Genomic DNA, 13,215 nt, shown 5'->3' with positions numbered 1-13,215 from the left:
AAGTGTTAAATCAGTTATTTTATCACTTGACAGGTTAAACGTTTCAATTTAAGCTAATAGAGGATGTTAAACGTTTAACAAAACGGAGTTGAAATAAGTATGAGCAAGCCCAAACAAGTCACAATTGTAGAAGTGGCAGCAGCAGCAGGAGTATCCATTGCCACAGTCTCCAATGTGCTGAATCGAGGTGGTATTCGTTCGTCCAAAGAGACGATTCGCAAGGTCGAATTGGCTGCTGAGCAATTAGGGTATCGACGGAATACGATGGCAGCGGGTTTAAGCCGCAGCAAAACGTATGAGATCGGTCTCATCTTACCAGGGTTAACGAATTACTATGGAGAGCTCGCCGAACATTTGCAGATTGAAGCACATAATGCGGGGTATCACTTATCCGTATTTTCATCAGGGGGATTCGATCCGGATATTGAGCGGAGAAATCTGGAAGTTTTGCTGCAGCGTAGAGTAGACGGATTGATATGTCATGGTTTAGCAATGGGCTTCGAATCTACAAGGTCGATCGTAAACAGCGGTACGCCATTAGTTCTTATCAATGGTTGGAACTGGCCGGAGGATATTGCATTAGGTGCAGTGAATTTAGGCTTTGCAGCGGCTTGCAAACAATCCACTAAATTGTTGGTGGAACGTGGCTGTAGAGCACTTTGCTACGTAGGCAGTAAAGGTTCGAAAGTCATCGACGAACAGCGACGCATGGGTTTCAATGCCGGGATCGGGCAATATGCAAGCGATGTCATTCATGAGATCGTGGACTATAAAGATCTGGATATCGAAGCATTTCTCCAAAGCTTATTACAGCGCCATGTGGCACCCGTAGGCATCGTTGCTTTTGATGACCATGTAGCCTTACGAATCTTATCGGCAGCAAATATGCTCCAGATTGAGATTCCATATCAGCTTCAGATTATTGGAATTAATAACGATTATATAGCTAAACACAGTTATCCGGGTATATCAAGCTGGGACATTCCTTATAGCTATCAAGCCCAAACGGCCATTGACAAGCTGTTACATAAATTTGGCAATAAGGCTGAGTCTGGTGAGGAGCGAGAAATCGAGGTCCCCCTTACTTTTATAGAACGAGAATCAACCAAATCAAAGAAAACGGAGTGAATTGATCATGTGGAAACAAGCCATTGAAGATGCTTTGCAAAAAACGAAAGTGAATATCGAACGATTTGGGGACTTATTTCCGCACGTGAGCGAGAATGATGTGTATCATTTGAATCCAAATACGGATTGGACGGACGGCTTTTGGTCGGGTATTTTGTGGCTAGGCTACCAATATAGCGGTGACAAAGCGTTCCAGCAAGCTGCTCACAAAACGGTTGCAAGCTTTAAGCAAAGATTGAAAGACAATGTAGCTCTGGATCACCATGATATCGGGTTCTTATATTCACTATCTTCTAAAGCGCAATGGATTATTGAAAAAGATGAAAATGCTAAACAACTTACTTTGCAAGCAGCCGATGTACTGATGAAACGCTGGAGACCAAAGGGACAATATATTCAAGCGTGGGGTCCTGAAGGGGACAAAGAAAATGGAGGACGCATCATCATTGATTGCATGATGAACCTACCACTTTTGTACTGGGCTTACGAGCAAACTGGCGATGCCAAATACAAGGAGGTTGCCGTGATTCATGCGGATTTGAGCCGCCGCTATTTGGTTCGCGGCGATGATTCATCCTTCCACACGTTTTACTTTGATCAAGAGAGTGGTGAACCACTTCATGGCGGAACGCATCAGGGGTATCAAGATGGTTCAACTTGGACCCGCGGCCAAGCTTGGGGAATTTATGGGTTCGCGCTTTCGTACTACTATACGAAAAACCCGCTTTACTTAGAAACATCCAAGCGCTTAGCGCGTTACTTCTTTGACCGCTTGCCGCAGGATGATGTGGTATACTGGGATTTCAATGCGCCGGTGAACGCAGAAACGAACCGTGATAGCTCAGCTTCTGCGATTGCTTCAGCGGGAGCCTTAGAGTTATTGGAACACTTGGCTGCTGATGATGCTGACCGTGTATATTTGGAAAATGCGATTCAGCGCTCCATGACTGGGCTAGTTAAATCCTACGCAACCATTGGCAAGCCTGATGCTCAAGGCTTCATCGAACGCGGTTCCTATCACGTTCGCGGTGGAAGTGCTCCGGACGATTACATGATCTGGGGTGACTATTACTATTTAGAAGCTCTCGTACGGATGGAAAAAGGAATCAAAGGTTACTGGTATGAGTAATCAAGCTGCAGCCTGCAATGACCGTGCATATTGGTTGGCTACGATGCTTCGTATAGCTGATCCTGTGATAAAGGCATTGGCATCTAAGAAGCTGCGAGCAACAATGCCAGTAGAGAATAAAAAAGAAGAGCAGCTCCAGTTTTCGCATTTAGAAGCATTCGCACGCACACTGGTAGGCATGGCACCATGGTTAGAAAATCCAGCTCAAGATGCCGAGGAAGAGAAGCTTCGCATTCACTACGGTGAGCTAGTCCGAGCTGCTCTGGACGCGGCGACGGATCCGGAGTCGCCTGATTTTTTGAACTTTTCCAAAGGCATGCAGCCGATTGTTGATACGGCATTTCTGGCTAATGCGATCCTAAGAGCTCCTAACACGCTTTGGCATCGTTTGGACAGACGCGTTCAGGGCAATCTGGTGAAAGCCATGAAGGCAACAAGAACACGCAAACCGGGTTTCAACAACTGGCTCTTGTTCGCAGCTATAACCGAAACGGCTTTAGGGGTGATTGGCGAGGATTGGGATGCCATGCGCGTGGATTTTGCCCTTAAACAACACGAGCAGTGGTACCTTGGCGATGGAATGTACGGCGATGGTCCACATTACCATGCCGATTATTATAACAGCTTCGTGATTCAACCCATGTTGGTTGATATCATTGAGCAGGTTCATGGATATTATCCAGACTGGGCAGGAATGCGAGAGAATATTCTAATTCGAGCGCAGCGTTATGCTGCCGTGCAGGAAAGATCGATTTCACCGGAGGGAACGTTTCCTGTTACGGGTCGGTCGATTGCCTACCGCTTTGGTGCCTTTCAATCACTAGCCCACATTGCACTGCGACGTGAATTGCCGGAAGGTGTTGCGCCAGCTCAAGTAAGATGTGCACTAAGCGCGGTCATCCGCAGGCTGATTGAAGCCCCAGGCACTTTCGATGAGGCAGGCTGGCTGAAGATTGGACTTTGCGGACATCAGCCCGAGCTTGGCGAAACGTATATCTCCACAGGCAGCCTATACTTATGTTCAGCTGTTTTCCTTCCATTAGGATTGCCAGCAGATGACCCATTTTGGCAGGGGACAGAAACCCCTTGGACGTCTCTGAAGGTATGGTCAGGTCAAACCGTTGCCATTGATAAAGCGTTATAATAGATTGCTTAATAAAAAGCGCCTGTTTCTTAATGAAACAGGCGCTTTTTTCGTGTAAACTTAGAAGGGAAACTAGCTTGATCGGATGTTACTAAGCAGTTGGTTAATATTTATCCACAAGCAGCCCGATAGGACGGTTGTGGATAACTTTTAGATATGAGTGGAAAGAAAGTGGAGTGACTCTTTTGAATCAAGATTATCAGTTAACGTTACAGGAAGTGCTGGGACGACCCACTTTCGAGCAAGCCTATATTGCGGCAGGTAAACAGGGATTACAGCGACTAGTCCGCTGGGTACATATCATTGAGGTGATACAGTTTGAACAACTGCTGCAAGGTGGAGAAATGATCCTTACGACAGGGGCTGCCTTCAAGAGTGATACGGAATTGTTTATGACATATCTGGAGCAGTTGATCAATAAAAACGTGACATGCCTCTGTATCGAAATGGGACACTACTTGAGTTCAGTTCCACAAGAATGGATACATGCGGCGGAATCCTATCATTTCCCGCTCATTATTTTTCCACAAGCTGTGAGGTTCATTGACATTACGCAGGATATTCATGCGCATATTATCAATCAACACCATAAAGCACTTCAGGATTTGGAGAAAATATCGCGTGAATTCCATCGAATGACGCTTTCTTCACAAGGTGTCTCCCATGTACTAGGGCTGCTGCAAAGCAGTACCAAAGCCCAAGTTATTTATGTACCTCTGAATGGACAGCCGAAGTTTATTCCGCATTTGGGAAGCCGGGAGTCTGGACAGTGGCTGGATTTTCTAGAAAGTCGACTCGTCGAAAGCCCGAGCAACGGAAATATAGCGGCCCCTTCCGTTATGGAAGATGAGGGTCAAACTGTTATTGTCCAACCCGTTGGGGCTATGGGCAAAACATGGGCACATATCATCCTGGTGTTTAGCCGAAAACCGCAGGAATACGAGTATTTAATTCTGGACTCCGCTTCATTGTCTATCGCACAGGATTTGCTGCGCAAACGTTATATCGAGGAGCGTAAATTGTATTCACAGACGCTTTGGGTAGATGATCTGCTGCATCTGCGGATACGTGACGAAGAGCAAATAAAAGTATTGATTGGAACTGAATTTAAGCGACTTAACGAACTACCCTATCACGTCATCTTGATCGAATTTGTGCATGAACAAGCGGAAGGGTATAGCACAGAGGAGGAGGGAGTGGAATCTTCGGGTATTCATCTTTCACTTGCTGTAAGATCTGTTTTTGAGCAGCATTCCTTTCATCCACTAATTACGTTGAAAAATAATAGACTCGTGGTTGTAGCCTTTGATAAAGCGACGAAAAAACGATCGTCTAAAGAACGCCTTCAGCAAGTTTTCCAATCCATTCAATACCTGAAGGCCGAGGATGAGATCAGGTTAACTATTGGCGTTGGACAAAGCAATCGAAGCTTTATGCAAGCTCACTTAAGCTACCAGGAGGCGCTTCAAGCGATTTCGCTAGCTTCAACACTGCAAGGGAAGGTGCAGTTTTTTGATGAGCTTGGCGTATTTCAATTATTATTTCACATTCCAGATAAACAGATTTTACAATCCTTCGTACGTACGTATCTGGGACCGATCATCGATCATGATCAGATGAAAGGCAGCGAGCTCCTGCGCACACTCAAGGTGTACCTCGACACGGATGGCTCTAAACAAATCGCTGCCCAGCAGCTTTTTATTGTCCGACAATCGCTTTATTACCGCTTGGAAAAAATAGAAGAACTGCTTGGAGCCGACTACATGCTGCCGGAAAAGCGCTTGGCGCTGCAGGTAGGGATACGGGCTTACCAGCTGTTGAATCCGGAAATGAAAATGTGAAAAGAATTTGTAAACATTTTTTACAATTTGTCTAATGGAACGTCCATGGATCGGTCTTATACTTGGAGACAAGTAGAGATTGATCCATTTTTTATGGGATCGTCAAGAGAGGCTGATGCTAAATGATTATTGGGGTTCCTAAGGAAATAAAAAATAATGAGTTTCGTGTTGGTATGACGCCTAGTTCCGTCCTTTCTTACAAAAAAGCAGGGCATGACATTATCGTCGAAACCTTAGCAGGTCAAAGCATTGGTTTCACGGATGATGATTACACAGAGGCAGGCGCAACCATCGTTGCCTCAGCAGCTGAAGTATGGTCGGCAGATATGGTCGTTAAAGTGAAAGAACCACTTCCTGAAGAGTACATTTATTTTCACGAGGGCTTGATTTTATACACGTATTTACACCTTGCACCTGAGGCCGAATTGACGCATGCCTTAGCTCACAATAAAGTGACAGCAATCGCCTATGAGACCATTCAATTGGACAATGGCAGCCTTCCGCTGCTGACGCCAATGAGTGAAGTGGCTGGACGCATGTCCGTTCAGATCGGCGCTCACTTTCTGGAGAAAGCGCATGGCGGCAAAGGCATTCTGCTAGGCGGTGTGCCAGGAGTTGAACCAGGTAAGGTAGCTGTCATCGGTGGGGGGATAGTGGGTGCGAATGCGGCGAAAATGGCCATCGGGCTTGGTGCCGATGTCAGCATCGTTGATTTGAATCCGGATCGCCTACGTCAATTGGATGATCAGTTCCAAGGACGCGTGAAGACGATTATGTCCAATCCTTACAATATCGCCGAGGTCGTTCGTCGCGCTGATTTGGTCATTGGGGCTGTCCTTATTCCAGGAGCTCGAGCACCGCGTCTAGTTACGGAAGACATGGTCAAAATGATGAGCCCTGGCAGCGTTATCGTTGACGTAGCGATTGATCAAGGCGGATCCATCGAGACGATAGACCGCATTACCACGCATGATCAACCGACTTATGTGAAGCATGGGGTTATTCATTACGCGGTGGCTAACATGCCAGGAGCTGTTGCGCGTACGTCCACGCTTGCTCTGACGAATGTGACGACACCTTACGGCTTGCAAATTGCAAGCAAAGGCTATGCGCGTGCAGCTTTGGATAACAAAGCAATTGCAAAGGGCATCAACGTGGTTGCAGGTCATGTTACTTACCAAGCTGTTGCAGATGCACATGGCTACACGTATACGGATATTTACTCACTTTTGCAGTAAACGATATTTAGGATGGGGCTTCCGCAACTTTGGCGGAAGTCTTATTTTTGAGATAAGAATTTGTAGGGTTTGTCATTGTAGGAAGTCCATCTGGATTAGGTGTCGCGGCAAATCAGTATAATACGACGACCTTTACTCCTGTATCGACGACCAAAATCAGGTTAAATATAACAGCGAAACTGACATTCTCTTCCGGGATTGAATCGTGGAAGGTTTACGGGTCTTAACTGTGAAAAAAAGCTGTCCCTCTAGGTCTTTAAACGACCTAAAGGAACAGCTTTTTGTTTGGATCGAAAGGTTGCTTAGAACGCAGGTACGATGGCGCCTTTGTATTTATCTTCAATGAACTTTTTCGTATCAGCGGAGTTCAGTTCCTTAGCAAGCTTTTGCATCGCTTCGGAATCCTTGTTGTCCGGACGGGAAACGATGATGTTCACATAAGGTGAATTTTTGTCCTCAATGAACAAAGCGTCTTTCGTTGGATTTAGATTCGCTTGAAGAGCGTAGTTCGTATTAATAAGAGCCAAATCAAACTCACCGATCGTACGTGGCAGCATAGCAGGGTCTAATTCTTTGATTTGGAGTTTCTTTTTGTTTTCAATGATATCTTTAACCGTACCTTTGATGCCAACGCCGTCTTTCAGTTTAATCAAACCGTTTTTCTCCATCAGTGCAAGCGCACGGCCGGCATTAGAAGGGTCGTTAGGAATAGCGACCGAAGCGCCATCTTTCAATTCTGTTACGGACTTCACCTTTTGGGAGTACGCGCCGAACGGTTCGATGTGAACGCCAACTACTTTAACGAGGTTTTGCTTTTTATCTAGGTTATATTGATCCAGGTAAGGCTGATGTTGGAAAAAGTTAGCGTCCAATTGTTTTTCAAACACTTGTACGTTCGGTTGAACATAATCGTTAAACTCAATAACTTCAAGCTTAACGCCTTGTGTTTTCAATTTGTCTTTCAAGCTATTCAAAATTTCGGCATGAGGGACAGAAGATGCACCGACTTTAAGTGTAACTTCTTTTGCAGCAGCTGGAGTAGCAGAGGCAGCAGGTGCCGAGCTTGCAGGCGTTTCAGCGGCTTTCTGTCCGCATGCTGCAAGAGCAAGCACAACGAATAGAGCCATTAATGATAAAGTAAGTTTCTTCATGATGAGATTACCTCCAAAATAATGTGTTTTATTTGCGGTTAAATTTGGCGACCAAACGGTCTCCTAGCATTTGCAGGAGCTGAACGAATAGAACGAGAATGACGACGGTCACGATCATGATATCAGTACGGAACCGCATGTAGCCGTAGCGAAGCGAGAGATCCCCAAGTCCGCCGCCGCCCACGACACCTGACATGGCGGAGTAGGAGAGCAGGGCAACAGCCGTCACGGTAACGGCTGAAATCAGACCCGGACGCGCTTCTGGCATCAGGACGCGCCAGACGATTTGCCAAGGCGTAGCGCCCATCGACTGCGCGGCTTCAATGACGCCGCTGTCGATCTCGCGCAGCGCGGTTTCAACCAGCCGCGCGAGAAACGGCGCGGCTGCGATAACGAGCGGCGGGATCGCACCCTGTACGCCGATGGTTGTATGCACGATTGCCTTCGTGATCGGAAAAACGGAGATCATCAGAATCACGAAAGGCACAGAGCGAAGGATATTCACGATCAGCGAGAGCACTCCGTAAAGCGGCAGATTTTGCAGCAGTTGCCCCTTGGAAGTAAGAAATAAAATGATTCCCAGTGCCATACCGATGATGACAGTGAATAAGAGCGACCATCCCAGCATGACGAGTGTATCGCCAGTTGCTTTCGTAATTTCGGACCAGTTAATGTCCCAGGTCATATTCATTGGTTGAGCACCTCCACGTCGATTCCTTCTTGCTCAAGTTTGGCAATCACAGAATCGATTTCTTCTTGGTGTCCGCCTGTTAGTAGGGCTACCAATTGACCGTAAGGTACACTTTTCATCGAAGAAATAGTACCTTGAAGGATAGCAAAGGACACATTCGTCGACTTGACGGTTTCGAACAAGATCGGCTCATATGTTTTGGCACCGATGTAGGTAATTCGGATCACCGTTCCGTGCTTTTCTCCCTGTTTCACCATCGGATCCTGGTCTGAACTTTGTGCGAAATCAGAAACTTGTCCAACGAACTCTTTCGTAACCGCATGCTGGGGTTTCAGGAATACATCAAGCACTTTCCCTGTTTCAACGATCAAGCCTTTCTCCATAACAGCAACACGGTCACAGATCGCACGAATGACCTGCATCTCATGTGTGATTAGCAGGATCGTAATGCCAAGCTTTCGATTGATATCGAGCAGAAGTGCAAGAATTGCATTCGTTGTCTGAGGATCGAGCGCTGAAGTCGCTTCGTCACAGAGTAGAATATCCGGATGATTGGCCAAAGCTCTAGCAATACCGACACGCTGCTTCTGTCCGCCTGAGAGCTGGCTTGGATACTTATGCGCGTGTTCCTGCAGACCGACTAAATCGAGCAGTTCCTTAATTCGGGACTGAATCGCCCCTTGCCCCATCCCAGCCAACTTCAGAGGAAAGGCAATATTTTCGGCAACAGTAGATGAAGAAAGGAGATTGAAATGTTGAAAAATCATCCCGATTTTGCGGCGTTTCGTTTGCAATTGGCGAGAATCCAACTTTGTCATTTCTTCCCCATCAATGTGAATGCTGCCAGAGGATGGTCGCTCCAGTAGATTTACACAACGCAGTAAAGTACTCTTTCCTGCACCCGAGTGTCCGATGATGCCGAATATTTCTCCACGATCGATATGTAAATGGATCTGCTGGATGGCCGGTACACGTCCCGGTATATCCTCATATACTTTTTGTAAATTTTCGATATGAATCAGGATGAATACCTCCTATTCCATGCAAATATTGGTGATTATATATTTTGACCAACGGTAGATCATTTTATAAGAAATTGCAACAGGATGCAACATCTAAAATATGGAAAGTGAATATTCGCTTTGCATTGACGCTCCATATATTTGCATATAAACTGAGGTTAAGCGTTTCAATTAGGGAAGATAGCGCTTATATAAAGTAAAGACTGCATTCTTTAAGTTTTTGCTAAGGAGGAGACAAAATTGACAAATTTGCAACAACGCCAAAATGAAATCAAGACCAAAATTGCCGCTGCGGCATTCAAGCAGCCTATTTTAAATAGCGGTTTATTATTTCATCACGATATCCGAGATAATTTCTACTATGCATCTTACTTATTTGCAGCTTCTCAGGAAGAAGCTATCCCATTTGACGGGGATCGTCTACAGGCTAAGATCAAGGCTGAGGGTATCCTGTTTCAAGTTTTGGAACTCCAGGACCAGAACGAAGAGAGTGGAACCTATGGTCATTGGCCCTTACATTTAAGACCTAATCCCCAAGAAGCACCGAAAAATGCACTTCCTGTTGAATTGATGGGGAGTCTGATGGTTTATTTCTATCAACGCTATTCAGATAATTTGAGTGAATCATTGCGAAGTTTATTCGCTTTAGCGCTGATGCACATTTATAAAAGTAACTTTTATCGTAAACCATCTGAGCATTACAGCCATCATGAAGCGAAATACACAGCAGCTAAGCTTATTTTCGGAGAGCTTTATGACGATAAGGCATTGCTTGAGGATGGCTGCCAAAGCTTGCGCAGTACGCTGAATCGGGTTACTACGATAGGCATGTCGGAGTATGGAGGGTTACCTTGGTTCTGGCACTGGATGCAGGCTTTTACGTGCGCTTGGGAGCTTATGAAGGATACAGAAATCAAAGCTGAATTAGCTCGTTTATTGGACTACCTCTGGGAGGTTCGCTCGACGTATTATCTGGGAGGGGCATGGGTGGGCCCGCATTCACGGATATGGCCGCATGATATGCCGAAGGACACCAACGTGCTGCACGATTATGTCCAGTTTGGAGATTTCACATTACCGGATCACATGCCTCGAACCGAATATGCAGGTTTTATAGCCTATGAAGTTTCGTCAGAAGTTCAGCGTACAGCCTTACATCGTGCGGCTCCGGTAGAAATTACTCGCAGAGTTCCCAAACAAGCAGCTCTAGCTGTTGGCAATAACGATGTGCTGCATAGTTATGTATATATCACAGAAAACTTTGCGCTAGGCGGTATGTGGGAACGCGTACAGGAGTTTGATAATGAACAACATCGCTGGGATGTAGCCCTTCCGTTAGATGCGGTCCAAGGTGTGAATCATTTATATTTTTTTCACCCAGGACAAGGCTATGCAGAAGGAGATTTACGTCATCAAAGTAAATATATAGAAGTACTTTTTCACCAAAATGCATTGATCGCTTCCTATCAAATTCCAGATGGTCAGCCTGAATTCATTAAGGGATGTCTGCCTGTAGGAGAATGGATAGAGGAACCGATTGGAATGTTTGGATTATGTGGTCATGTTTACATGGCTGTTTATGTGCAGCAGTCCTTTGAAAGGGAAGTACGCGAAGATCGATCCGTTGTCACAAGCAAAGGAAGAACGAATTCGGTAGTTATCGAGTGTATCGACAAGAAAACAGCTGAAACCCTTCAAATAAGGGATATACGGCAATTTACGAATGTGATGAAGCAGAAACAACCGGTTTATAAGCTGTCCAGCGAGGACGATTTGCAAATCACCTATACGACTTTGAAGGATGAAACAATGGTTTTATGCAGTGGCTTACATAGTGACAGGAAGATCATCAGACTTGTAAATGGCGAAGCTATTGATTTCTCTAGCTATACGGTCGCTTGAAAATAATAGAAAAGAGGATATGACATGCCATTATTTGATTTTCCATTAGAGAAGCTAGTTACTTATGAAGGACGTAATCCCCGCCCTGAAGATTTCGATTCTTATTGGGAGCGGGCAATTGCTGAGATGAAGGCTGTCGATCCCCAAATCGAACTTCGTCCGAGTGAATTTCAAGTGCCTTACGCTGAATGTTTTGATCTCTATTTTACAGGTGTCAAAGGGGCGCGTATTTATGCCAAATATGTTCGTCCTAAACACGCAGATAAGCCGCATCCGGCTATCGTTGAATTCCATGGTTACTCCGGTAGCTCAGGTGATTGGTTAAGTAAATTACCTTATGCCGCTCTAGGCTACTCGTTCTTTTCACTAGATTGCCGAGGTCAAGGTGGTTTATCGGAAGATGCGGGGGGCGTGAAGGGAACGACGCTTCGCGGACATATCGTTCGTGGTTTAGATGATCATCCTGATCAATTGCTGTACAGGGATATTTTCTTAGATACGGCTCAACTCGCCGGCATTGCGATGAGTATGCCAGAGGTTGATCCTGAGCGTGTAGGCGCAATGGGTGGCTCTCAAGGAGGCGCCTTGACGATCGCTTGTGCTGCACTGGAGCCTCGCATTAAGAGGTTAGCGCCTGTTTATCCATTCCTTAGCGATTATAAGCGCGTATGGGAAATGGATTTGGCGAAGGATGCCTATCAGGAACTGAAGGACTTCTTCCGCCGTCACGATCCACAGCACAAACGCGAAGATGAAATATTCACGAAGCTGGGCTATATTGATATTCAGAATCTGGCAAATCGCATCCAAGGTGAAGTGCTGATGGGTGTTGGTCTTAGCGACACCGTATGCCCGCCTTCCACGCAGTTTGCTGCTTATAACAAAATCAAGTCGAAAAAGCAGTTTGAGTTGTACCCGGATTATGGTCATGAAGGATTACCAGGCTTCAGCGATAAAACCTTGCAATTTATGTTGGGCCTTTAAAATGAAATGCCTCTCACATCTTCATGATGGAGAGGCATTTTTCGTTTATTTATTCTGCTGTCGGTACTGGCTGGGAGTGACACCGGTCATTTTTTTAAAAAGCTGGTTAAAAAATTTCATATCCTGATAACCGACACTTGCAGCGACATCGCTGATCTTGTGATCGTTCGCTCGTAATTGCTGACAACAGGCTTCAATTCGCGCGTGCTGCACGTACTCCATGAAGGACATTCCCGTATGCTTTTTAAGCTGGCGATGAAGCTGACGCTCGCTGATCGTCAATCTGGCGGCAGCTTCGGTGAGCGAGATTGGGCTGCTGCAATGCCCGCGAATATGGGCGAGTAGACTATCTAAGTCCTGAAGGCTCGCTTTGGACGCTTCCGGTGTGAAATCCATTTTGGAGCGATACATGTAAACAAGAAGCTGTGCCACACAAGTTTGTAAAATCGTCATAAAGCCGCTGCGATGGGCGTTATATTCGAAATGCAATCGTTCAAAAAGAGGCTGGAATTCCCCATTGCGTTCTTTAAAAGAAAGCCAAGTCGACTGTTCGGTTGCCTGCGTGAACAGGACGTTGAATTCCTCTTTACTTCCATTCAATTGCGAGTGAAATAATTGGTTCAACCATTCCTGGGTGAAAATGCAATTGTAAACTACAAGGTTTTTTTTCTGAGCAATTGATGATGGGCGGAACACATGGGAGACACCAACCGGTATGAAGAAGAGATCACCTTTAGAAACAGGTAATGAGGTATTGTCAATGTAATGTGCACCGCTGCCCTCAGCTACATAGCTAATTTCAATAAAATCGTGCGTATGCTGCAGCATTTCAAATGATTCGTGAACGCGGTTGACGTAAAGCGGAAGTTCCGGAAGGAAAAATTGATCGCCGGGTGTTTCGATAATGCTTCGTTTAATGGTCATTTCGTTTTACTCCTGTTATGTCAATTAAGACCCTAATGATTGTCGGAATTAACCCTAAAAA

At 45.6% G+C, this 13,215-nt stretch carries 11 protein-coding genes; 7 read left to right on the top strand and 4 right to left on the bottom strand.

The annotated features are described in order from the left end of the window. Positions 1–99: 99 nt before the first annotated feature. The 5 genes from GC098_RS26630 to ald all read left to right on the top strand — a co-directional run bounded on the left by GC098_RS26630 (position 100) and on the right by ald (position 6,480). Positions 100–1,128: a LacI family DNA-binding transcriptional regulator gene (locus GC098_RS26630; RefSeq protein WP_171646228.1), complete on the top strand. Its 1,029-nt coding sequence runs from the start codon at positions 100–102 to the stop codon at positions 1,126–1,128. 7 nt (positions 1,129–1,135) lie between these two features. After that, positions 1,136–2,257 (top strand): glycoside hydrolase family 88 protein, encoded by a 1,122-nt coding sequence (locus GC098_RS26625; protein WP_171646227.1) that lies wholly within the window; start codon positions 1,136–1,138, stop codon positions 2,255–2,257. Next, a complete protein-coding gene (locus GC098_RS26620) occupies positions 2,250–3,401 on the top strand; it encodes a DUF2264 domain-containing protein (RefSeq protein WP_171646226.1) in 1,152 nt (383 codons plus the stop codon). Before GC098_RS26625 ends, GC098_RS26620 begins: the two co-directional genes overlap by 8 nt. Positions 3,402–3,586: 185 nt before the next feature. Beyond that, a complete protein-coding gene (locus GC098_RS26615) occupies positions 3,587–5,242 on the top strand; it encodes a PucR family transcriptional regulator (RefSeq protein WP_171646225.1) in 1,656 nt (551 codons plus the stop codon). 122 nt (positions 5,243–5,364) lie between these two features. Beyond that, complete coding sequence (ald, locus tag GC098_RS26610; protein WP_171646224.1) at positions 5,365–6,480, top strand: alanine dehydrogenase; 1,116 nt, start codon at positions 5,365–5,367, stop codon at positions 6,478–6,480. 302 nt (positions 6,481–6,782) lie between these two features. Here ald and GC098_RS26605 read toward each other — a convergent pair whose 3' ends face one another. The 3 genes from GC098_RS26605 to GC098_RS26595 are packed head-to-tail and all read right to left on the bottom strand — an operon-like array spanning position 6,783 to position 9,344. After that, positions 6,783–7,631, bottom strand: coding sequence for a MetQ/NlpA family ABC transporter substrate-binding protein (locus GC098_RS26605; protein ID WP_171646223.1), 849 nt, complete (start codon positions 7,629–7,631; stop codon positions 6,783–6,785). Between the two features lie 28 nt (positions 7,632–7,659). After that, the gene (locus GC098_RS26600) at positions 7,660–8,322 is read right to left on the bottom strand and encodes a methionine ABC transporter permease (protein WP_373462617.1); all 663 of its coding nucleotides are present in this window, start codon (positions 8,320–8,322) and stop codon (positions 7,660–7,662) included. After that, positions 8,319–9,344, bottom strand: coding sequence for a methionine ABC transporter ATP-binding protein (locus tag GC098_RS26595; RefSeq protein ID WP_171646229.1), 1,026 nt, complete (start codon positions 9,342–9,344; stop codon positions 8,319–8,321). Before GC098_RS26595 ends, GC098_RS26600 begins: the two co-directional genes overlap by 4 nt. A gap of 240 nt (positions 9,345–9,584) precedes the next feature. Between GC098_RS26595 and GC098_RS26590 the strand changes: the two genes are divergently transcribed. Further along, complete coding sequence (locus GC098_RS26590) at positions 9,585–11,246, top strand: hypothetical protein (RefSeq protein WP_171646222.1); 1,662 nt, start codon at positions 9,585–9,587, stop codon at positions 11,244–11,246. 24 nt (positions 11,247–11,270) lie between these two features. Beyond that, complete coding sequence (locus tag GC098_RS26585; protein WP_171646221.1) at positions 11,271–12,230, top strand: acetylxylan esterase; 960 nt, start codon at positions 11,271–11,273, stop codon at positions 12,228–12,230. Between the two features lie 45 nt (positions 12,231–12,275). Here GC098_RS26585 and GC098_RS26580 read toward each other — a convergent pair whose 3' ends face one another. Next, the gene (locus GC098_RS26580) at positions 12,276–13,154 is read right to left on the bottom strand and encodes a helix-turn-helix domain-containing protein (protein ID WP_171646220.1); all 879 of its coding nucleotides are present in this window, start codon (positions 13,152–13,154) and stop codon (positions 12,276–12,278) included. Positions 13,155–13,215 lie beyond the last annotated feature (61 nt).

The organism is Paenibacillus phytorum (genome assembly GCF_013141715.1).
GTDB lineage: Bacteria > Bacillota > Bacilli > Paenibacillales > NBRC-103111 > Paenibacillus_E > Paenibacillus_E phytorum.
This window is presented reverse-complemented; position numbering and strand designations above follow the sequence as displayed.